This window comes from Pseudobacillus sp. FSL P4-0506, assembly GCF_038003025.1.
In the GTDB taxonomy this organism is placed as follows: Bacteria; Bacillota; Bacilli; order Bacillales; family Domibacillaceae; genus Pseudobacillus.
The window spans coordinates 3,414,656-3,435,671 of the sequence record NZ_JBBOOI010000001.1; the positions used below are offsets into that span (position 1 = coordinate 3,414,656).

Annotated in this window: 26 protein-coding genes; all 26 read right to left on the minus strand. The window is 41.4% G+C overall.

Features of this window, described 5'->3' with window-relative positions:
• The gene (gene flhB, locus MKZ02_RS16875) at nt 1-1,083 is read right to left on the minus strand and encodes a flagellar biosynthesis protein FlhB (RefSeq protein ID WP_120037265.1); all 1,083 of its coding nucleotides are present in this window, start codon (nt 1,081-1,083) and stop codon (nt 1-3) included.
• A 1-nt stretch (nt 1,084) separates the two neighbouring features.
• A complete protein-coding gene (gene fliR / locus MKZ02_RS16880) occupies nt 1,085-1,861 on the minus strand; it encodes a flagellar biosynthetic protein FliR (protein WP_120037263.1) in 777 nt (258 codons plus the stop codon).
• Between the two features lie 4 nt (nt 1,862-1,865).
• Nucleotides 1,866-2,135: a flagellar biosynthesis protein FliQ gene (fliQ, locus tag MKZ02_RS16885; protein ID WP_120037261.1), complete on the minus strand. Its 270-nt coding sequence runs from the start codon at nt 2,133-2,135 to the stop codon at nt 1,866-1,868.
• 13 nt (nt 2,136-2,148) lie between these two features.
• Nucleotides 2,149-2,814 (minus strand): flagellar type III secretion system pore protein FliP, encoded by a 666-nt coding sequence (gene fliP, locus MKZ02_RS16890; protein ID WP_120037260.1) that lies wholly within the window; start codon nt 2,812-2,814, stop codon nt 2,149-2,151.
• Nucleotides 2,807-3,493, minus strand: coding sequence for a flagellar biosynthetic protein FliO (locus MKZ02_RS16895; protein ID WP_120037258.1), 687 nt, complete (start codon nt 3,491-3,493; stop codon nt 2,807-2,809). Before MKZ02_RS16895 ends, fliP begins: the two co-directional genes overlap by 8 nt.
• A 19-nt stretch (nt 3,494-3,512) precedes the next feature.
• Entirely contained in the window at nt 3,513-3,875 is a 363-nt protein-coding gene (locus MKZ02_RS16900; protein WP_041099994.1) for a response regulator, read from the minus strand.
• Between the two features lie 22 nt (nt 3,876-3,897).
• A complete protein-coding gene (fliY, locus tag MKZ02_RS16905; protein ID WP_340854678.1) occupies nt 3,898-5,094 on the minus strand; it encodes a flagellar motor switch phosphatase FliY in 1,197 nt (398 codons plus the stop codon).
• Nucleotides 5,087-6,088, minus strand: a complete 1,002-nt coding sequence (gene fliM / locus MKZ02_RS16910; protein WP_120037255.1) for a flagellar motor switch protein FliM — start codon at nt 6,086-6,088, stop codon at nt 5,087-5,089. The genes fliY and fliM overlap by 8 nt, the downstream gene beginning before the upstream one ends.
• A 32-nt stretch (nt 6,089-6,120) precedes the next feature.
• Nucleotides 6,121-6,573, minus strand: coding sequence for a flagellar basal body-associated protein FliL (gene fliL / locus MKZ02_RS16915; protein WP_120037253.1), 453 nt, complete (start codon nt 6,571-6,573; stop codon nt 6,121-6,123).
• Complete coding sequence (locus MKZ02_RS16920; protein WP_340854681.1) at nt 6,563-6,784, minus strand: flagellar FlbD family protein; 222 nt, start codon at nt 6,782-6,784, stop codon at nt 6,563-6,565. The genes fliL and MKZ02_RS16920 overlap by 11 nt, the downstream gene beginning before the upstream one ends.
• A 63-nt stretch (nt 6,785-6,847) precedes the next feature.
• Entirely contained in the window at nt 6,848-7,690 is an 843-nt protein-coding gene (flgG, locus tag MKZ02_RS16925; RefSeq protein WP_340854683.1) for a flagellar basal body rod protein FlgG, read from the minus strand.
• Between the two features lie 34 nt (nt 7,691-7,724).
• Complete coding sequence (gene flgG / locus MKZ02_RS16930) at nt 7,725-8,504, minus strand: flagellar basal body rod protein FlgG (protein WP_120037248.1); 780 nt, start codon at nt 8,502-8,504, stop codon at nt 7,725-7,727.
• A gap of 160 nt (nt 8,505-8,664) precedes the next feature.
• Nucleotides 8,665-9,303, minus strand: a complete 639-nt coding sequence (gene flgD / locus MKZ02_RS16935) for a flagellar hook assembly protein FlgD (protein ID WP_120037246.1) — start codon at nt 9,301-9,303, stop codon at nt 8,665-8,667.
• A 6-nt stretch (nt 9,304-9,309) separates the two neighbouring features.
• Nucleotides 9,310-10,674 carry a flagellar hook-length control protein FliK gene (locus MKZ02_RS16940; protein WP_340854687.1) on the minus strand — a complete coding sequence of 455 codons (1,365 nt, stop codon included), beginning with the start codon at nt 10,672-10,674 and terminating at the stop codon, nt 9,310-9,312.
• A gap of 45 nt (nt 10,675-10,719) precedes the next feature.
• Nucleotides 10,720-11,340, minus strand: a complete 621-nt coding sequence (locus MKZ02_RS16945) for a MotE family protein (RefSeq protein WP_340854688.1) — start codon at nt 11,338-11,340, stop codon at nt 10,720-10,722.
• Between the two features lie 9 nt (nt 11,341-11,349).
• Nucleotides 11,350-11,793 (minus strand): flagellar export protein FliJ, encoded by a 444-nt coding sequence (fliJ, locus tag MKZ02_RS16950; RefSeq protein ID WP_120037239.1) that lies wholly within the window; start codon nt 11,791-11,793, stop codon nt 11,350-11,352.
• Nucleotides 11,794-11,795: 2 nt separating this feature from the next.
• Nucleotides 11,796-13,118: a flagellar protein export ATPase FliI gene (fliI, locus tag MKZ02_RS16955; protein WP_120037237.1), complete on the minus strand. Its 1,323-nt coding sequence runs from the start codon at nt 13,116-13,118 to the stop codon at nt 11,796-11,798.
• Entirely contained in the window at nt 13,115-13,891 is a 777-nt protein-coding gene (gene fliH / locus MKZ02_RS16960) for a flagellar assembly protein FliH (protein WP_340854690.1), read from the minus strand. Before fliH ends, fliI begins: the two co-directional genes overlap by 4 nt.
• A complete protein-coding gene (gene fliG / locus MKZ02_RS16965; RefSeq protein WP_120037233.1) occupies nt 13,884-14,897 on the minus strand; it encodes a flagellar motor switch protein FliG in 1,014 nt (337 codons plus the stop codon). Before fliG ends, fliH begins: the two co-directional genes overlap by 8 nt.
• A 48-nt stretch (nt 14,898-14,945) precedes the next feature.
• Complete coding sequence (fliF, locus tag MKZ02_RS16970; protein ID WP_340854691.1) at nt 14,946-16,523, minus strand: flagellar basal-body MS-ring/collar protein FliF; 1,578 nt, start codon at nt 16,521-16,523, stop codon at nt 14,946-14,948.
• Between the two features lie 63 nt (nt 16,524-16,586).
• Complete coding sequence (fliE, locus tag MKZ02_RS16975) at nt 16,587-16,895, minus strand: flagellar hook-basal body complex protein FliE (RefSeq protein ID WP_120037229.1); 309 nt, start codon at nt 16,893-16,895, stop codon at nt 16,587-16,589.
• 13 nt (nt 16,896-16,908) lie between these two features.
• Entirely contained in the window at nt 16,909-17,367 is a 459-nt protein-coding gene (flgC, locus tag MKZ02_RS16980; protein WP_120037227.1) for a flagellar basal body rod protein FlgC, read from the minus strand.
• A gap of 2 nt (nt 17,368-17,369) precedes the next feature.
• The gene (flgB, locus tag MKZ02_RS16985; protein WP_120037225.1) at nt 17,370-17,762 is read right to left on the minus strand and encodes a flagellar basal body rod protein FlgB; all 393 of its coding nucleotides are present in this window, start codon (nt 17,760-17,762) and stop codon (nt 17,370-17,372) included.
• A gap of 380 nt (nt 17,763-18,142) precedes the next feature.
• A complete protein-coding gene (gene codY, locus MKZ02_RS16990) occupies nt 18,143-18,922 on the minus strand; it encodes a GTP-sensing pleiotropic transcriptional regulator CodY (protein WP_120037223.1) in 780 nt (259 codons plus the stop codon).
• 107 nt (nt 18,923-19,029) lie between these two features.
• Nucleotides 19,030-20,439, minus strand: a complete 1,410-nt coding sequence (gene hslU, locus MKZ02_RS16995; RefSeq protein WP_120037222.1) for an HslU--HslV peptidase ATPase subunit — start codon at nt 20,437-20,439, stop codon at nt 19,030-19,032.
• Between the two features lie 13 nt (nt 20,440-20,452).
• Nucleotides 20,453-20,998, minus strand: a complete 546-nt coding sequence (gene hslV, locus MKZ02_RS17000; protein WP_120037220.1) for an ATP-dependent protease subunit HslV — start codon at nt 20,996-20,998, stop codon at nt 20,453-20,455.
• Nucleotides 20,999-21,016: the final 18 nt, after the last annotated feature.

A 21,016-nucleotide genomic window follows, 5' to 3' on the forward strand; every position in this document is an offset into this window, starting at 1 on the left:
TTACAATTTATTTTTTATCCGGTATACATAAGCTAAAATTTCAGCTACCGCTTTAAAGAACTCTTCCGGAATTGGCTGGCCAACTTCTGCCTGATCATAAAGCGCTCTTGCCAGCGGCCGGTTTTCAACTAATTCAATTTCATTCTCACCAGCAATATATTTAATCTTCTGGGCAAGGTAATCCACTCCCTTTGCTACAACCACAGGAGCATCCGCCTGCTTTTCATCATATTTTAGAGCGATAGCATAATGGGTCGGGTTTGTAATGACCACATCGGCCTGCGGTACTTCTTGCATCATCCGGCTCATCGCCATTTCCCGCTGGCGCTGCTTAATTTTTGATTTGATGAGTGGATCGCCCTCTATATTTTTATATTCATCTTTGATATCTTGCTTCGACATGCGAATACTCTTTTCAAAATCATATTTCTGATATAAAAAATCGAGCAGGGCTAGAAAAAGAAGGGCGGCAGAAGCAGCTGCTCCCATTTGTAGCGTCAGCATTCCGATTGTCCTTAATGCATCGGCAATTGACTTAAAGGAAAGCTTCAATACCTCTTCAATATTGGACCAAAGAATAAAAAAGGTAACGGCTCCGACAAATGAAATTTTCAACATGGACTTTAGTAGTTCCACGAGCGCCCTAACAGCAAAAATTCGTTTAAACCCTTTGATCGGGTCCAATTTTTCTAACTTAGGCTTCAAAGGCTCTCCCGTCAGTAAAAAGCCCACTTGCAAATAATTCGCTGCCACTCCTGCCAGAAGAGCCACCAGCATAACCGGCCCAAGTATATAGATGAGCTGTTGCATAATCTCAAGAACAATTACTTTCAAGTTAGCTTCGGTGACCGGCATGATCAAATAATACTGCAGTGAATGTTGAAATAAATGAAGAATTTCTTTCCCTATAAAGGAAGCTCCTACAAACAGAAAACCAAACAATGATAACAGGCTGACGGCTGTAGTTACATCCTGGCTTTTCGCAACTTGGCCTTTTTTACGAGAGTCCTGCTTTTTTTTCGGCGTAGCTTTTTCGGTTTTTTCTCCGGCAAAAAATTGGAGGTCCAACTGCAAATGTTCCAATTTATGCCCCTCCTAATAATGTCATTACGTCACGCATTGTATAAATCATAAGTTCAAACAGCTTTTGGAGTACTGTAAACATCATTCCAATGACCACCGTCATAACGATAAATGCTGCACCGATTTTAATTGGAAAACCGACTACAAAGATATTAAGCTGCGGAACAGTCCTTGCTACGATCCCTAAAGCCACATCCACTAAGAATAAGGTAGCAACGACCGGCATAGCCATTTGAAAAGCAACCAAAAACATAGAACTAAAAGCCCGGCTCATATATCCAGCGAGGCTCCCATTGCCAAAATGCAGTGAAAGCTGGTCTAAAGGGACATACTGATAGCTGTAAAAGATACCATCCAATATTAGATGATGGCCATTCAGTGACAACAGTAATAGCAGCGCAAACATGTAAAGGTATTGTCCCATTAGCGGACTCTGCGCCCCAGTTTGCGGATCGATGACATTAGCGATAGCAAAACCCATCTGAAAGTCGATTAGCCCTCCGGCAATTTGTATAGCGGCTATCATCATATAAGCAGATAACCCCAAAAGGAGACCGACAAGCGCTTCTTTTAAAATTAATAAGAAGTAGCGGCCATCGATTTCAAGAGGACTCACATCTATCGTGTAGTACATTGTCCAGGAAAGCATAACGGCGAGCCCAATCCGATGCATCGCCGGTATGGACCTGTGGGAAAGTAACGGCACTGTTATAAAAAAAGTAGAAACGCGGACGATAATTAATAATAAGACAGAAAAATCAGGCACTATTTCTTCCATTCAATCAACCTACAAATCTTGTTAAATTCGCAAATATATCAATTGTATAAGAAAGCATTTTACTCAGCATCCACGGTCCAAAGAAAATCAACCCGACGAGGACAGCAACAATCTTCGGAATGAAGGCGAGTGTCTGCTCTTGAATTTGCGTCGTTGCCTGAAAAATACTGACTGCAAGACCAACGACAAGAGCGATCAAAAGAAGGGGACCACACACAATGATTGTCGTGTAAACACCCTTTTCAGCTAGAGAGATCACCATTTCAGAATTCATTTATTCCACCTACTTAAAAGCTTTTCAGCAAAGATTCAATGACTAAATACCAGCCATCTACAAGAACGAACAGCAAGATTTTAAAAGGAAGAGATATCATAACTGGCGGAAGCATCATCATCCCCATTGACATTAAAATACTGGCTACCACCATATCAATAACGAGAAAAGGAATAAAAATCATAAAGCCAATTTGAAACGCTGTTTTGATTTCACTTAAAGCGAACGCCGGAACGAGCGAAGTTAGCGGAATGTCTTCAACCGTTTTTGGACGCTCAGCCCCTGAGTAATTTAAAAACAGCTCTAAGTCTTTCTGCCTCGTATGTTCACTCATAAAATCTTTTAACGGGACGCTTGCCTTGTCATATGCCTGCTCAAGATTAATTTCTTCATTAAATAATGGCGTGAGGGCTTCATCATTTATTTGTTGAAATACAGGCGCCATAATAAAGAAAGTTAAGAATAAAGCAAGCCCGATTAAAACTTGTGTCGGCGGCATTTGCTGAGTCGCGAGTGCGGATCTTACGAAGGACAACACGATAATGATGCGTGTAAAACAAGTCATTAAAATCAAAATGCTCGGCGCGAGCGATAACACAGTGAGCAGCAGGAAAAGCTTTACTGAAGTAGATACATTATCAGGAGAACTATTGTTAAAAAACTCCATAAACTCATTCATCTTGACTCTTCTCCCTGTTGTTCATTTTGGAGATGACTTGCTTGCGCGATTGTTTCATCTCACTTAATTTACTCTCAAACATTTGTTTAAAAGGATCCTGCTTCTCGCTTTTTGATGGTTCTTTCCCCTTCCACTTACCGATCATTTTTGTCATGATATCCTGAGGCTGAAGCAGCTGGTCCATCTGATTATCATAATGATCAATAAAACGGGCGAGTTCCTCTTCATCATCGATTTCTTTAAGCAATTCAATATTTTCACCGACTCCAAGAATGAGAATCCGGTCGCCAACTTTCACCATCTGAACTGAGCGGTTTCCCCCGAGCGGAGTACCTCCTAAATGATGAATTAACTTGGTCTGCTGGTAAGAGCGGCTTTTTTGATTGATGAAGCGAAGCAAAAAATAAATAAGAGCCAAAACAAAAATAAGTGCTCCGATCATTTTTAGAAAGTCCCAAATCGTTACACCGACTGTTTTTTCTGCTTCTAGCTGTTGAGTTTGGCTGCCCTGCTTTTCCTCCTTCGTTTTTCCTGTTTCTTGCCCACATTTCTTAGGGCTTTCTAAACAGTCTTTCACATTATTGTCAAATGGCTCTGCTTGCGCAACAGAAACATTGCCTGCAAACAGAGCCATACTGAAGAGGATGAAAGCGAAAGGCTTAAAAAGTTGTTTAATCAACTGACGCACCTTCTTAAGCTTATGCTAATGTTTTGGAAATTGCCTCGATGACACGATCCGGCTGGAATGGCTTTACGATAAAGTCTTTTGCGCCTGCCTGAATCGCATCGATAACCATTGACTGCTGTCCCATCGCAGAACACATAATAATTCTGGCATTTGGATCATCAGCCTTAATTTCTTTTAATGCGGAAATGCCATCTTTCTCGGGCATGGTAATGTCCATTGTTACTAAATCAGGCTTCAGTTCTTTATATTTTTCAACAGCCTGTGCTCCATCGGATGCTTCTCCAACTACTTCAAAGCCATTTTTAGTTAGAATGTCTTTAATCATCATGCGCATAAATGCCGCATCATCTACAACTAAAATACGATTTCCCATTGTCACTAACCCCCAGAATAAATTAATTTAAATTTTTCAAACGGTCGCTCTGACTTAAAATATCTGTAATCCGAACGCCGAAATTTTCTTCAATTACGACTACTTCACCTTTAGCTATTAAGCGGCTGTTAACGAGAATATCGACAGGTTCCCCTGCCAATTTATCCAATTCAATAATAGAGCCGGCAGACAAATCCAGGATATCTTTTACCGATCGGTTTGTTCGACCCAACTCCACAGTAACTTGCAATGGGATATCTAACAGCATATTTAAATTACGTGCTTCATGCTCTTGAAGTGAAGCCGGTTCAAATGAAGTGAATGAAGCAGGTTGAACGTTGACAGGCGGCTGTTGAACAGTAGTATTCGGCGCTTGTCTATTTGATTGAACGGCTTGTTGTCTGTCTTGGGATGGAACAGGCGCACTGTAAGCCGTTGTCTGTTCAGCTTTTTCTGCTGTTTGAATGGGCTCAGGCTGAACAGGAGGTGCTTCAACAGTCGCAGTTGCCGCAGTTTCATCAGAAGGATTCATTAATTCATGAACAAGGTCTTTAGCAAACTCTAATGGAACAAGCTGCATGATATTAGAATCAATGAGATCACCAATAGTTAAGCGAAAAGAAATGCGCACAAGCAGCTCTTGCTGTTTCAACGCCTCTTCTCCTTTTCCCAAATTAAGATCCATTAAAGCAATAGCAGGTGGAGAAATATCTACACGCTTATTGAAAATGGTCGACATGGACGTGGCAGCCGATCCCATCATTTGGTTCATCGCTTCCTGCACCGCGCTCAATTGAATTTCGCCTAAGTTTTCGTCAGGGTTTCTTCCATCTCCTCCCAGCATTAGGTCAGCAATAATTGCCGCATCTGTCTGCTTAATGACAAGGAGGTTGGTCGCTCCTTTGAACCCTTCTGTGTATTCCACTTCAATCGCTACATAAGGATGCGGAAACTCATCTTTTAAATTTTGACGATCAATTACGCTAACTGTTGGAGTCGTAATTTCCACCTTTTGATTTAATAAGCTAGAAAGCGCTGTAGCCGAACTTCCAAATGAGATGTTACCGATTTCGCCGAGGGTATCCTGCTCAAAAGAGTCTACATACACTTCTGTATCTGCCGCAGCCGGTTCTGTTATTTCTTCGCTTTCTTCATTTACATCTGCTGTGCCTTTTAACAAGGCGTCTATTTCCTCTTGAGAAAGCATGCCATCACCCATGATCCTCATCTCCCCTCTTGAAATCGTCAAGAATTTGAATTGCCATTTTTTTCTTTACTTTTCCAGCTTGTGCGGTGAATTTCGGAATGCCGCTAACTTTTACGAGCAAAGGCTCATCAATGCGCTTTTCCAACTCGATCACGTCTCCGACAGAAAGAGCCAAAAAGTCCTCTATCGTAATGCTTGTTCCGCCAAGCTCAGACACAACTGGAACCTCTGCTTTTTTAATTCGTTTTTGTAAGTTTTCAAACTCGCCTGGTTGTCTTTCCTTTTTATCTGGATTCTGCATCCAGTAATGAACAGAAAGTTTTGGGATAACCGGCTCCAGAACAACGTGAGGAATACAAATATTTATCATCCCTGTTGTTTCGCCAATTGTTGTATCTAATGATATCACAACTACTGTTTCATTCGGAGACACCATCTGCAAAAATTGAGGATTTACCTCAAAATTTGTCATAAGCGGATCGATGTCCGCCACATTTGACCAAGCCTCGCGGTAATTCTCAAATGCTCGTTCAAATACGCTAGACATAATTTTCGTTTCTATTTCTGTCAATCCCTCGACATTATTCACGCTTGCCCCGCGACCGCCGAGCAGCCTGTCCAAAACTGCATATGCAATATTAGGGTTTACCTCCATCAGCACGTGACCGTCGAGCGGCGGTACTTCAAATACATTTAACACCGTCATATTTGGGATCGAGCGAATAAATTCTTCATAAGGAATTTGATCCGTTGATGCGACTGAAATCTGTACGAATGTCCGCAGTTGAGCCGAAAAAAAAGTTGTTAAAATACGAGCAAAGTTATCGTGCATCCGTGTTAAACTACGAATCTGATCTTTTGAAAAACGAAGAGCCCTTTTAAAGTCATAAACTTTGACTCTCTTTTCCTGTTCTTCTTTCTTCAGTTCATCAGCGTCCATCTCTCCGGTAGAAAGAGCGGACAGCAGGGCATCAATTTCATTTTGCGATAAAACCTCTCCCGCCATGAAGTCACCTCCGTTAAATAAATTGTCGTGTATTACTGGATAATATAAGAGGTGATGTAAACGTCAAGCACTTTTCCATCCTGCATAATTTCATTAAACTGATCTTTCAGCCGATTTGTCAATTGTTCCTTGCCTTTTTTTCCTTTTAAATCCTGGGATTTCATTTCAGAAAGCTGCTCGATAATAATGTTCTTCGCTTGGAAATCGCGTTTAGTCATTTCCTCTTTCGCTTCCTTGCTATCTGTCTGGATTTTAAAAGAAATACGAATATAATCATCTGAGGCAAGATTCGTCGTCATCTCTGGAATATCTACAGTTGATTCAATAACTTCATCAATGCTTGGCGCTTCGGCCTTGCCTTCTTTAGAAGACTTTAAAATAATAACAATGGCTGCTGTGCCGATCAACAAAATAACCGTCAGCATTACAATCATGACTGTTAGCAGCTTATTATTGCCCTTTCCAGCCTTTGCTTCAGTCTCCATCTTTCATCTCTCCCTGTTCCATTTTCCCCAATATGTGCACCCGGCGATAAAACTCCTCCATCCGCTTCCTAACTTCGTCCTCCGACTCGCGTACAAGATACTTTTTCCCATTTGAAAGAGTAATAGTTGTATCTGGAAAACTCTCAATTGTTTCAATATAAAGGGCATTTAGCGAAAAAGACTTGCCATTTAATCTCGTTACACTGATCAATAGATTTTCAGGGCTGAAGCGGCAGCTCCAACCCTGACACCTCCTTCATTTACAAATGAGTTATTACCGCTTCAAGTTCACAAGTTCCTGAAGAATTTCATCCGACGTTGTAATAATACGAGTATTTGCCTGGAACCCGCGCTGAGCGACGATCATTTCTGTGAACTCTTCGGAAAGGTCGACGTTGGACATTTCTAATGTTCCGGGGACAATTGTGCCGGCTCCTCCCTGCCCTGCATAGTTATAAATTGGTTCTCCTGAATTAGCTGTTTCTACAAATGAATTAGAACCACTTTTTTGCAATCCGTCTGGATTTGTGAATTTAGCTAATGGTACCCATCCCTCTTTAAAAATATTTCCTGAAGAATCAACATAACTGATGAGGCCGTCACTTCCTATACCGAAACTTTTTGCAGTTGGTGGAATAGTTATAGGGATAAAAAGAATAGCTTTAAACGGATCATTAGGATCTGGAATAGCCTTTACTAAAAAGTCCCCTTCACTATTTACTACTTCCCCATTTTTATCAAGATAAAAATTACCGTTTCTAGTATATCTCTGGTTAACTATTTTTCCACTGCTGTCCTTGTTACCTGTCATAAAGAAACCATCACCTGAAATAGCAAGATCTAATACTCTTCCGGTTGTTTGCAAACTTCCTTGCGTATGAATGGTATCTATAGTTGATAATTGTGATCCTAAGCCTATTTGTTTTGGATTAGCACCACCTATAGAAGCTCCTGGCGCGCTGGCACCTGCTATTTGTTGATTTACCATATCTTTAAATGTTGTTCTTCCTTTTTTAAAACCAAATGTATTAACATTCGCTATATTATTCCCAATTACATCCAGCTTGGTTTGGAAGTTTTTCATCCCGCTAATTCCCGCATACATCGACCGAAGCATCGTCTTCCCCCTCTGTTAAACAAGTTGCCAACTATTATCGTTTTAAATTGACAAGCTCTTGCAAAATTTCATCAGAGGTAGTAATGATGCGTGTATTTGCCTGGAACCCGCGCTGAGCGACGATCATTTCTGTGAACTCTTCAGAGAGATCAACGTTGGACATCTCTAGCGTTCCCGATACAAGTTTACCTGCTCCTCCTGAACCTGGAGCAGAATTTGTTGCCGCTCCAGAGTTGTTAGAAACCCGGTACAAGTTACTTCCTACTTTTTCTAAACCATCAGGGTTTGGGAATTTTGCTAACTGTATGGCTCCGCCAGTTGCATTCCCCCCTACAACTGAAATACTTCCATCTGCCCCGATACTGAAGCTTTCAGCAGTAGAAGGTATATTTATATTGCCTCCCGCTCCTTGTAAATAGTATCCGTCACTGTTCACTACATTTCCTGTTGCATCGAGGTAAAAGTTTCCTGACCGAGTATATACTGTGTCATTTCCCTTTTTGAGAACAAAAAACCCATCTCCAGAAATACCAAGATCTAATGGTCTTGCAGTAGTTTGCAAGCTTCCTTGTGTATGAATCGTATCAATTGAGCTAATTTGAGAACCTAAACCCACCTGTTTAGGATTTGTTCCGCCTAGCCCACCAGCGGCTGCACTGGCCCCTGAAATCTGCTGACTTACCATATCCTTAAAGGTAACGCGGCCTTTTTTAAAGCCAAATGTATTAACGTTGGCAATATTGTTGCCAATAACGTCTAATTTATTTTGAAAACCTTTCATTCCGCTAATTCCTGAGTACATTGAACGTAACATGAATTATTTTCCCCTTTCGAAAGGATCTACTTAATAAGACCCCATTCGTTATTTACTATGGACTGACCATCCTTTTGCTTCCTCATTATTATCGGCTCATAGGTCCGTATGATTAGGTCTTTTTTGTGAAATTTATCAATTTTAAAGAAAAAGTTATTCCTTACTTTTCGATTTTTGTAAGAGCTGATGGGCTGACTTTCTCGCCGTTATCAAGCTGGAGCCAGATCGCCCCATCCTTCATCGATACAGACTGCACTGTCGCCGTTTGATCAACTCCGTCTTTATTCCAGGTGACTTTGTGCCCAATTAAATGGCTAGCATCAACGAGCGAATGGCTGCTGCCAGAGGCCCCTCCGCCTTTCACTTCTGAAATATTGGCAGGCTCAAGAATGGTTCCGTCTGCCATTAAAAATTGAACGCCATTGCCCTTATACTGGATGGAAACGATAGTTCCAGTTCCCGTTTTCACTTCCGGTTCAGCTTCTGGATCTGTACTTTCCACAAGTTTATGCCAAGTAACCTCTTTACCGACAAAGGAGTTATAGCTGATCATTTGTGAAGCCTGCTGCATTTGCAGAAACTGGTCAAAAGAAGTAGCCATATTTGTCATTTGCTCCAATGAAGAGAATGTCGCCATTTGTGCAATAAAATCCTTATCTTCCATTGGGCTAAGCGGGTCCTGGTTTTGCAGCTGCGTCATTAAGATCTTTAAAAATTCATCTTTTCCAAGAGAGCTGTTTCCTGTTTTCGGCTGCTGCCTATTATTTTCCAAATACAAACTTGGATCAATTTTAGCCATAGATATTTAAACCTCCATATTCAGTAATAAGTCTTGAAAGTTCTCCGTTGGCTCGTCATCCGTTTCCGCTAGCTCTCGGTCCTGTTGCTGCGGCTGGCGGGACTGCTGCTGTTGTTGTTGGCGGTCAAATTTCTGCGGTTCTGCCTGGCTGAATGTCAGCTCGATTTTATCGACATTGATATTTTGCTGATTAAACGCGTGCTTTAAGCTGCTTACATGCTGCTCAAATAAGTCCTTCACCGTAGACGTCGAGGAGAGAATTTTAGCTGTCATTACACCGTTTTGCTGCAGCAATTCAATTCGCAGACTGCCAAGCTGTTCTGGATATAACCTGATCAGCAGCTTTGTTCCATTCGGCATCTTTGCTAAATTTGAATTCCCAAGAATTTGTGAAAACTTCTCCATAAATTGTTCCATATTCATCGGCCGCGGATTGGTTTGAACACTCATAGAAAATGTTTCTGTTCGGCCAAGGGGATGGAAAAACGGCTGAATGTGGTTGACTCCTTCTTTTCCTGATAACAGAAGTGGCGCTTTTTGCGCTCCTTCTCCGTCCACTAACTCAGTTGCTGTTCCTTGCTGGAGAGCACTAGTTTGATTGGCGGAGATTACTTTTGTATTTGTCGATGGGGAATATAAAAAGTTTTGAAATGCTTTTTTCAAAATGGCGGTCCGATTGTCTGTCTGCGGCGACAGCAGTTTGTCTAACTTGCCGACGATCTCTTTCATAAAATCTCTCATTGCCTCCTGCGAAGACAGAGCTTTTAAATTGCCATCGGCTTGTTCGCTCATCAACTGCCAAAGCTTTCCTGTCTGTAGAACCGCTTGTACAGTCTTTTCGTCAAGTTTTATCCATTCCTTTGCAGGAACGGCTGCTAATAATTCAATCACTTGCAATAAAGCAGCTATCCCCTCGTCTCCAGTTAGTCGGTCTAATGTTTCTTCCTGCAACTGATTCTCATCCGGGTCCGTGAATGCTTCTATAAATTCACCTGTTTTTTCCGTGCCAGCCAAAGCAGTGAGCTGTTCAGTTAAATCTTTGATGCTTTTCTGCAGCTGCTCCGTGCTCATTCCCAAAAAGGCAGCAAGCTCTTCAAAGGAAGGCTGCTTTCCATCTCCCATCCATTCCTTAACGATCGCTTTAACAGCTTCCGGTATATTTAGCAGCTCTTCTACGCTGACTGCTCCGGCCAGTTGCTTTTCCTCAGCCAGTCTCGTTTGTGACGGATGAACAGCCGCTTCCTGAACAGCAGCACTGTCTTGCTGGCCGGTAAGGATTGATTTAAAATCCCCTGTTGAAGCGGCCTGCTCACTTGCAGATGCCTTCTGTATATTCTTTTGTGCTGAGAGCGCGTTTACCAATTGCATCATGATTCTAGCCATCCCCCTGCTTGTATAATCAATCACCGGCTATCCTTACTGAGAAGTACCGGAAAGTAGTTTCGTATATTTAGCAGCTGTTTCCGGAGGAAGTTTTTCCAAAATATCAGCTTGCTTTTCCGTGCTCATTTCTGCCAGAATTTTTACCGCTTCCCTATCTGACAAGTTCACTAAAATATTAGCAATGTTTTTTGGTGCCATTGTTTCATATGTGTTAATTAATTTATTATCTTGTTTGTCAGTAGTAACAGCTGACTCTTCTTCTTTCTTTAACTTCTCTAGTTCGATCTTCAGACGGTCCTTTTCTGTCAATAACTCTTCCACTTTCTTATCGGATGCTTTTAGCTTTTTCTCAAGCTGTTCGATCTTTGCTTCTTTGTTTTTTATCTCCGCTTGCAAAGAAACGACTTTCTCTTTATCTGTTTGGCCGCCTTTATCATCTGCTCCACCGTCTATCATGTTTGAAATGAGAGGAACGTGCTCCCCTACCTCTTTTACTTTTTCAAATACATTCACCCCGGCAACTGTCATAACGATGAGTGCGACAGTAATTGCGAATAGCAATGGAATCACAAGAACAAAAAGAATCCATTGAAATACGCCATATCCTTTTTCTTCTTCTATTTCCACGAATTCTTTTTTCTTTTTCTTTGCCAAGACTCTCACCTATTTTCCACGGTTCATGAATTGAATGGTTGAAATTTCATCCATTTGTTTATTTTCCTCTTCCAGCAAACTTTCTTTAAATTTCTCAAAATCTTTTTCTTTTATCTTTTCATACTTTTTAACTTCTATATTTTTTTCCTGCAACTGCTGCTCATGCCATTGCATTTTATTACGGGCATTAATAACTACTCGCTGCTGGTATTCAATCGTTTGCTCAAGGTTAGAAACGAATAGCTGGTAGTGCTGAATTTCATGAATGGAGAAACCGCTAACCATCTTTGCTTCTTGAAAATCAATTAAGCTCTCTTTCTTTTTTAATAAAGAATATAATTTTTCAGCTGCTGCCTCGAACTGCTTTAGCGATTCATTATAAAGAGTTTGTGTCTCTTCTTTTTCCCGTTCTCTTAACTGCAATATCTTTTGAAATTTATAGTTATATGCCATGCTTAATATTCTCCCTTCTCAGCTAACTGAATAAGAGACGCTACGCTTTCTTCCAAGGAAACTTTTTCATCTGTTCGCTGCTTTAAATAAGAGATAATTTTAGGGTAATATTCAATGGCACGATCAATTTCAACGGATGAGCCTTTTTTGTAAGCACCAATATTAATAAGATCTTCTGAATTTAAGTATGTGCTCATCATCTCTCTAATTTGAATGGCTGCCTGCTTGTGTTCCTCTGATGCGAGATGGCTCATCAAGCGGCTGACACTTTTTAAAACATTGATAGCAGGGTACTGTCCTTTATTAGCTAATGCACGATCAAGTACAATGTGGCCGTCCAGTATCCCTCTCACTGCATCAGCGATTGGTTCATTCATATCATCCCCGTCAACAAGCACTGTATAAAAAGCGGTGATACTCCCCAGTTCATTTGTTCCTGTGCGCTCTAGAAGCTTTGGCAAAATGGCAAATACAGAAGGAGTGTATCCCTTCGTTGCCGGTGGTTCTCCGACTGCCAAGCCGACTTCCCTCTGCGCCATGGCTACCCGCGTAACGGAATCCATCATCAGCATGACATTTAAACCTTTATCTCTGAAGTACTCAGCAATGGCCGTCGCTGTAAATGCTCCTTTAATTCTCATTAAAGCCGGCTGATCCGACGTGGCTGCTACGACAATCGATCGGGAGCGCCCTTCTGGACCGAGATCCCGTTCAATAAACTCTCTTACTTCTCTACCACGTTCACCAATTAAGGCAATAACATTTAGATCAGCTTTTGTATTGCGGGCGATCATTCCGAGGAGCGTACTTTTACCTACGCCGCTCCCCGCAAAAATTCCGATCCGTTGTCCTTTGCCAACTGTAAGCATGCTATCAATCGCTCGCACACCTACCTCTAGCCGGTCATTAATTGGCGGTCGGGTGAGTGGATTAGGTGGACTTTGTTCGGTACCGACAGAAGTGAGCGTTTTTGGAAGGGATGTTCCATCCATTGGCTCTCCCATCGAATCAATTACTTTTCCAATAAGTGAAGGGCCGACCTTAATAGCCAGCGGATGACCTAAAGACTCGACAAGACTGCCAGGCGAAATGTCGCTTATGTCACTATAAGGCATAAGTACAACCATTTCATCTTTAAAACCAATCACTTCTGCTCGGATGGCCCGGCCACTCCCTGCTCCATCCGGGTAAATTACACATACATCGCCAATAGACGATTTGGGTCCTTGAGACTCGATCATTAAACCAACTACTCGTTTTATACGACCATATCGTTTATACGTATCAAGGCTGCTAATTTGCTGAGCAATCTGGGTTAATTTCACTTTTCCTCACCTTCAAGAAGTTCGAATAGCTGTTTTCTCAGCTGCTGGAGTTGACTGTCAAGGCCTACTTCAATTCGGCCCTGGCTCGTTTCAATATAACAGCCGTCTTCCTCCAATTTTTCGTTCGGATAGATGTAACAGAGCGTATCGATCGGAAACATGGCGTCTATTTCTTCTTTTTGACTAACAACTAATGAATAGTGCACCGGGTGAACATGTATCTGCAATTCCTTCTGTTCTGGCATATCCTTTAACGCTTGTTGAACCATTCCCAGAAAAGCTTGCTCATCCTCCTCGAGCTTTTGGCTAATAATTTTTTCAGCCGCTTTTACTGCAATATCTAACATGAGCTTTTCCGATCGCTGAACATTCATTTCATACTCTTTTTTTGAGCATTCAATCGTTTCCTTGGCTGTTTCAATCAGCTCCATGTAATCATCATAGCCTGCTTTGTGCCCTTGCTCCTGCCCTGCACGAAAGCCTTCTTCGTAAGCTTGCTCGGTTAGCGATTGTTTCTCTGTTTGCCACGATTGTTTTTCACTTTCAATTTCCTGCTGTACTTCCCGTCGGCGTTGTTCAGCCTGTTCAATAATCGTATAGGCGGCTTCTTCGGCTTCTCTTATTGCCCTTTCCTTCTCTTCTTTAAAATAAAGAGCTTGGTTAGGCAATTCTTCCTCATTATCCAAAGAATGCGACCGAGAATGAAACACTTTCACTTTAATTTCTTTATTGCCGTTACCTTCCGTTCGGTGAGATTTAATAATTCTAGACAATAATGTCATCTCCCCCACCGCGGGCGATAATAATTTCACCGGCTTCTTCCAATCTGCGAATTGTGCTTACAATCCGTGACTGCGCCTCTTCCACATCACGCAAACGCACAGGCCCCATAAACTCCATTTCTTCCTTGAAAGTTTCTACCATCCGTGTGGACATGTTTCGGAAAACCACTTCTTTTACTTCCTCGCTTGAAACTTTCAGTGACAATAGCAAGTCTTCATTTTCACAATCTCGAATGACCCGCTGAATCGAGCGGTTATCCAATGTAACGATATCTTCAAAGACGAACATCCGCTTCTTAATTTCTTCAGCGAGTTCGGGATCTTGAATTTCCAGAGAGTCAAGGATTGTCTTCTCTGTTGCCCGGTCTACCCCGTTCAATACTTCCACAACAGCTTCCACTCCGCCTGTTTGCGTGTAATCCTGGGTAACTGTAGCGCTTAATTTACGCTCGAGAATTGCCTCCACTTCATTAATAATCTCTGGAGAAGTGCTATCCATAATGGCAATTCTTCTTGCAATATCTGCCTGTACATCCTGAGGCAACTCGGAAAGAATCTGACCTGCCTGCTGTGGATCAAGATAAGAAAGAATTAAAGCGATCGTCTGCGGATGCTCATTTTGGATAAAATTTAGAATTTGACTGGCTTCTGCTCTGCGCGCAAAGTCAAAAGGTCTAACTTGTAAGGACGAAGTAAGCCTGTTAATAATATTTTGCGCTTGATCTTTGCCAAGCGCTTTTTCAAGCACCGTCTTGGCATAACCAATTCCGCCTTGGGCAATATAATCCTGGGCAAGAGCAATATTATGAAACTCCTCAAATACTTCCTCTTTTGCCTCTGTATCTACTTTTTTTACGCCTGATATTTCCAGTGTCAGTCGTTCGATCTCTTCTTCCGACAAATGCTTATATACAGAAGCTGATACATCCGGACCAAGGGAAATAAGAAGAATGGCCGCTTTTTGTTTCCCTGTTAACTTTTTCTCTCTAACAGCCATACTGAATTCCTCCTATTCAACACATTATCTTGTATATGCCATCGGTTTTTATTCTTCAGATAACCAAGACCGGAGGAGTTTGGCAAACTCTTCGGGTTTTTCTTTCGCCATTTTCTCCAATTGTTTTCTGCGGGCCGATCCTTCTGTTTCTATTTCGTTAATATCAGCAAGCGGCTCTTCTGGTTCTAACTCTTCTTCGAACTCTTCTTCCTCTTGACGGCGACCGCGCAAAATCAAGAATACTAGTACTCCGATAATGACAAGCAATACGGCTCCAACTACGTATACCCACCAAGGTATAGAGGATTGCTTTTCTTCAGTAAACGTCGCTTTTCCTTTAAATGGCTGAACAGAAACAGAAATCTTTCCTTCTAAATCCTGGTCAGTTAGCTCTTGATTATATCCTTTATCAATAGATGTCCGAACGATTGTACCAAGCATTTGTTGAATATCGTCCACTCGTTCTTGAGGCAAAGAATCTGGATTGTTAGCCTTTGGCGGCTCAACCATCACTTGAATCCCTAAATCTCGAATCTTATAAGGGCTTTCTTTAATTTTCTTGCGGATGCGATTTACTTCATTATTAATTGTTTCTTCGGAACGCTCATAGTCACCGGAACCGCCGGTCCCTCCCATATAGGTGGAACCTTGTGAATCGGCCGGATCTTCTCCTTGAGGAATACCACCAGCTGCCCCGTCGCCCGTAAAGGTTTCATTAATTCTTTGAGCGCTGATTTGGATACCAGCCATCTTTTCTTCATCTACAGGTGTAACGAGGTTTTCTTCTCTATTCTCCTGGGTAAAGTCAACATCGGCAGTAACGGATGCTACAACCTTGTCTTGACCCATCAGCGTGCCGAGCATACTTTGAACTTGTCGCTGAATATCCCGTTCAATTTTCTTTTTAATGTCCATCTGCTGAACCATCTCATTACCGTAGAGAGAGCCGCTATCCTGCTGGTCATAATACTCAAAATTCTGATTCATAATAACGATATTCTCTTCTGGCAAGTTGGGCACACTTTTCGAAACAAGATGGTAAAGTGATTTAATTTGCTTTTCATCAAATTGATAGCCAGACTCTGTTTTCAGCACAACAGACGCAGAGGCTTTTTCTTCATCGTCTTTCACAAATACCTCTTTTTGTGGAAGATTGATCATGACTTTAGCATCTTTTACACCTTCAATGCCTGTCATTAAATGAGCAAGCTCTGTTTGCATAGCATCCAGTTTTAAAATATTAAATTCATTGTCGGTCATACCGAAGCCAGCATTCTCACTAAAAAAGCCGTAATCAATGCTTCCCGATTTAGGCAGACCTTCTGCCGCTAAATCAACCTTCAATGAATCTACCGTTTCCTCAGGAACGAGTATACCGGTTCCTCCTTCAGTAATTTCATACTTGATTCCCCGGCCGTCCAAATTTTCTTTAATAGCTCCTATCTCCGTAGGAGCAAGCTCACTGTAAAGTGGTACCATCTTGTCTCTTGTCATAAATAAAACAAGAGCGCTAATGGCTATAACGAACAGCAGAAAAGCGCCTATGCCTATCCATCTTTGCCTTTTCGTACGGCTGTTCCAATATTCTCGTATTCTTGTTAATTGTTGGCGTATCGTTTCATTCATTACAATCCCCCGGTTAAGTTGCTTCTGATTCAAAGGGTGTTTCACTAGTTTGTCTTTTTACATTTACATTTGCATTCTCATAATTTCCTGATAAGCTTCTACAGCTTTGTTGCGCACTTCCATCGTTAATTGCATCGCTACGCTTGCTTTTTGTCCGGCAATCAACACTTGATGAAGATCTACATTCTCCCCGCGGATGAGCTTACTTGTCATATCATTAGATGTAGCATCCGCTTGACTCACTTGATTAAGCGACTCTTTTAAAAAGTCGGCAAAATTCTGTTGAGCTTTATAAGGGGTTACTTCAGGCTTCAATTCAGCTCTTTCAGCTTTTGAAAATGGTGTGACTGCTTGCACAGATTGAATAGCCATTTATTTATCTCCTTTATTTACCAATTTCTAAAGCTTTTGTCATCATAGACTTCGATGCGTTAAAGACTGTTACATTTGCCTCATAGGAGCGCGTGGCAGCCATTAAATCTACCATCTCCCGTAAAGGATCAACGTTAGGCATCTGCACATATCCTTCCTCATTCGCATCAGGATGCGTTGGATCATAAACCATTTTAAAAGGTGTCAAATCGTCTTCTACAATGTTGGTAACCTTGACTCCATCTCCCGCTCCACCGCTTTGACGGCCGATTGCTTGATTTAAATAGGAAGAAAAATCGCCTTGTCCAGGTTGAAGAACAACTGATTTACGGCGATACGGCTCCCATTTCCCGTCAACCTGACGGGCACGAGTAGAATCCATGTTAGCCATATTGGAAGAGATAACATCCATGCGCAAACGCTGGGCAGTCAAAGCTGATGAAGTCGTATTCATACTATGAAATATGGACACCTTTACCTTCCTCCTTTAATGACATTTGTTAAAGAATTAAACTTGCTGCTCATTCGATCGACAAGGGCATTATAATAAATCTGATTGGTCGCAAGGTCCGACATTTCCTTATCCGTGTCGACACTATTGCCATTTTGATTAAATGAGAGGTTGCGATTCGTCACAACCGCAGGGTGGCTTTGACTTGACTGAAAAGAAAAATGACGGGAATCTGTTCGGTAAGCATTCAATTCATTAGCTAGTGTTTCGTCAAATACTTTTTTAAAGCTGACATCTTTCGACTTATAGTTTGGTGTGTCTGCATTTGCAATATTATTAGCAATGACTTTTTGCTTCAGCGCAGAATAATCCAATCCTTTTTCAATGTTACTGAATGAATCTGAAAATATCTTCATTTATCACCACTCCGCTTGATGTGTTAGTAATATTTACTCGAATGAAAACGTTTTGAAACATTTTTTCCTATATTTGCTTTATTTTAAAAGGAAAGAACCTTTTGCCCTATTTGGATTTATTTTCAATCTCACGTTAGAAACTATAACATAATTCTTATTTAAATTTCACTTAAGTTTACAATTTCGCTAAAAAAATAATACATTTTTAACTAAATTGACAAACGTAGGCATTTTTACTTACTTAATAACACAACTAGAAATCACTACCACACATTTAATCACAATTTCCCAACCATAACAAATGACAAAATTCCTATTTTGGGAATAAACAACAAAAAAACCACCTGTCGAAAACAGGCGGTTTTTTACTTATAAAGAAATTAATTTGATTTTAATTTTTCTAATTCAATGAGGAATTTATCATTTAATACTTTAATGTATGTGCCTTTCATCCCTAAAGAACGAGACTCAATGACACCAGCACTCTCCAACTTTCGCAGCGCATTCACGATAACAGAGCGAGTAATGCCGACACGGTCAGCAATTTTTGAGGCGACAAGTAAGCCTTCTTTTCCGTCTAATTCTTCAAAGATATGTTCAATCGCTTCCAGCTCACTATAGGAAAGAGAGCTGATCGCCATTTGGACAACCGCTTTGCTTCTTGCTTCCTCTTCAATCTCTTCTGTCTTCTCACGTAAAATTTCCATGCCTACTACGGTTGCTCCGTACTCAGCTAAAATTAAATCTTCATCATGGAACTTCTCTTCTAAACGAGCCAACACTAGCGTACCAAGACGTTCACCTGCCCCTTTAATTGGAACAATCGTCGTATGACCATTTTTAAACAACTCTTTATTCTCAACCGGGAAAGCAGTATACTCGCTATCTACATCCAGGTTAGAAGAAGTCTCTTCTAAGTTAAACAAGTTTTTTGTGTACTCTTCAGGGAAACGTCGTTCAGCAAGCATTTGTTTCATCCGCTCGTTTTCGATTTGCTGATTCACCCCGAAGCCTAGTAACTTTCCTCGACGACTCACTACATATACATTCGCTTCAATTAATCCAGACAGGGACTCTGCCATTTCTTTGAAATTGACATGTTTGCCTGCTGCATCTTGCAACAACTTGTTAATCTTTCTTGTTTTCTCTAACAAATTCATAATAAAATCCTCCTACAATGACTAGTCTATCTGTTACCGGTCAATGCATTATTTTTTACTTTATTTTCTACTTCCCGTTCTACCCTTTTATCCATTGAGTTGAAACTCTATAGGATAAACTGACTCACATCTTTATCACGTGAAATAGCTTCCAACTTCTCATTTACATATTGCGGAGTAATCGTAATTTTCTCCATCGTGATATCAGGCGCTTCAAATGATAGGTCTTCCAATAGCTTTTCTAGGATGGTATGAAGGCGGCGAGCACCTATGTTATCAGTACTTTGATTGACTTCAAAGGCAATTTCTGCTATACGTTTTATAGCATCGTCAGAAAATTCAATTTCTATACCTTCCGTTTCTAATAAAGCTATATATTGTTTTATTAAAGCATTATCTGGTTCCACTAAAATGCGAACAAAATCTTCCACTGACAGTTTCCCAAGTTCTACGCGAATTGGAAAACGCCCTTGTAATTCCGGAATAAGATCGGATGGTTTCGACATATGAAAAGCGCCTGCTGCGATGAATAAAACATGATCGGTCTTTACCGAACCATATTTTGTTACAACCGTCGAACCTTCTACAATCGGTAAGATGTCACGTTGCACGCCTTCTCTCGACACGCTGGCCGATGAAGAAGCTGCACCTTTAGCTGCTATCTTATCAATTTCATCAATGAAGATAATACCTGTCTGCTCGGCCCGTCTGATCGCCTCTTGTGTAACATCATCCATATCAATTAGCTTTTGAGCTTCTTCATTGGTCAATACTTCTCGTGCTTCTTTAACCGATAACTTCCTTTTCTTCTTTTTCTTCGGCAAAAGCCCACCGAGTGCATCCTGCATGCTCATACCCATTTGTTCCATGCCCGACCCTTGAAACATATCAAACATGGAAGGCGGCTGCTCTTCCACTTCGATTGTAACGATCTCCTCTTCCATTTCGCCGCGCGCAAGCTGATCTGCAACCAACTTTCTTCGCTCTCGAATAGAAGACTCCTCATGAGAATCCTCCTGGCTCACCTGCTCTTGTCCACTGCCGCCAAATAACATTTCAAATGGATTCTTCATACTGGCTGCTTTCTTTCTTGTCGGAACAAGCAATTCTACGAGCCGCCGATTGGCTGCTTCTCTTGCCGGCTCTTGCACAGATTGGATTTTTTCTTCTTTGATGATTCTTACAGATGTTTCAGCTAAATCGCGCACCATAGATTCTACATCCCGGCCGACATAACCTACTTCTGTAAATTTCGTTGCCTCTACTTTAATAAAGGGTGCGCCCGAGAGTTTTGCGACACGACGGGCAATTTCCGTTTTCCCAACCCCTGTCGGACCGATCATCAATATATTTTTAGGAATGACTTCATCCCGAATTTGATCACTTAACAAACTGCGTCGGTAACGATTACGTAAAGCAACAGCTACTGCTTTTTTAGCATCTTTCTGACCGACAATATACTGGTCAAGCCGTTCTACAATTTGTCTCGGCGTCAACTGCAATGATTTCTTCTCCAAGCTCTTCACTCCTTTACTCAAGTTCTTCCAAAATAATCTGGTCATTCGTATAGACGCATATCTCTCCTGCGATTTCTAAAGCAGCTTTAGCAATTTCTCTCGCGGATAGATGATCGCCTGAATAAGTTTTTAAAGCGCGTCCTGCGGCTAAGGCGAAGTTGCCCCCCGATCCAATAGCTAAAATGCCATCATCCGGTTCAATGACTTCTCCTGTTCCGGAGATTAATAGAATATTCGAGCGGTCCATTACGATTAGCATGGCCTCTAAACGGCGCAGCACTTTATCAGAACGCCATTCTTTCGCAAGCTCGACTGCTGCACGCTGCAGATTTCCGTTATACTCTTCCAGCCTACTCTCAAACAACTCAAACAACGTGAAAGCATCAGCGACAGATCCAGCAAAGCCTGCAAGTACTTTTCCATTGAACAGCTTGCGCACTTTTCTGGCCGTGTGTTTCATGACAACAGCATTTCCAAATGTCACTTGCCCGTCTCCGGCCATTGCACACCCGCCTTTGTGCTGAACAGCAAAAATTGTAGTAGCATGAAACTGATCCATAAATTCTGATTCCTCCTT

Coding starts and splice junctions, on each gene's coding strand:
- fliR (WP_120037263.1), bottom strand. CDS start 1,861: ATGGAAGAAATAGTGCCTGATTTTTCTGTCTTATTATTAATTATCGTC.
- fliQ (WP_120037261.1), bottom strand. CDS start 2,135: ATGAATTCTGAAATGGTGATCTCTCTAGCTGAAAAGGGTGTTTACACG.
- fliP (WP_120037260.1), bottom strand. CDS start 2,814: ATGAATGAGTTTATGGAGTTTTTTAACAATAGTTCTCCTGATAATGTA.
- MKZ02_RS16900 (WP_041099994.1), bottom strand. CDS start 3,875: ATGGGAAATCGTATTTTAGTTGTAGATGATGCGGCATTTATGCGCATG.
- fliY (WP_340854678.1), bottom strand. CDS start 5,094: ATGGGTGATGGCATGCTTTCTCAAGAGGAAATAGACGCCTTGTTAAAA.
- fliM (WP_120037255.1), bottom strand. CDS start 6,088: ATGGCGGGAGAGGTTTTATCGCAAAATGAAATTGATGCCCTGCTGTCC.
- fliL (WP_120037253.1), bottom strand. CDS start 6,573: ATGGAGACTGAAGCAAAGGCTGGAAAGGGCAATAATAAGCTGCTAACA.
- flgG (WP_340854683.1), bottom strand. CDS start 7,690: ATGCTTCGGTCGATGTATGCGGGAATTAGCGGGATGAAAAACTTCCAA.
- flgG (WP_120037248.1), bottom strand. CDS start 8,504: ATGTTACGTTCAATGTACTCAGGAATTAGCGGAATGAAAGGTTTTCAA.
- flgD (WP_120037246.1), bottom strand. CDS start 9,303: ATGGCTAAAATTGATCCAAGTTTGTATTTGGAAAATAATAGGCAGCAG.
- MKZ02_RS16940 (WP_340854687.1), bottom strand. CDS start 10,674: ATGATGCAATTGGTAAACGCGCTCTCAGCACAAAAGAATATACAGAAG.
- fliJ (WP_120037239.1), bottom strand. CDS start 11,793: ATGGCATATAACTATAAATTTCAAAAGATATTGCAGTTAAGAGAACGG.
- fliG (WP_120037233.1), bottom strand. CDS start 14,897: ATGGCTGTTAGAGAGAAAAAGTTAACAGGGAAACAAAAAGCGGCCATT.
- fliF (WP_340854691.1), bottom strand. CDS start 16,523: ATGAATGAAACGATACGCCAACAATTAACAAGAATACGAGAATATTGG.
- fliE (WP_120037229.1), bottom strand. CDS start 16,895: ATGGCTATTCAATCTGTGCAAGCAGTCACACCATTTTCAAAAGCTGAA.
- flgB (WP_120037225.1), bottom strand. CDS start 17,762: ATGAAGATATTTTCAGATTCATTCAGTAACATTGAAAAAGGATTGGAT.
- codY (WP_120037223.1), bottom strand. CDS start 18,922: ATGAATTTGTTAGAGAAAACAAGAAAGATTAACAAGTTGTTGCAAGAT.
- hslV (WP_120037220.1), bottom strand. CDS start 20,998: ATGGATCAGTTTCATGCTACTACAATTTTTGCTGTTCAGCACAAAGGC.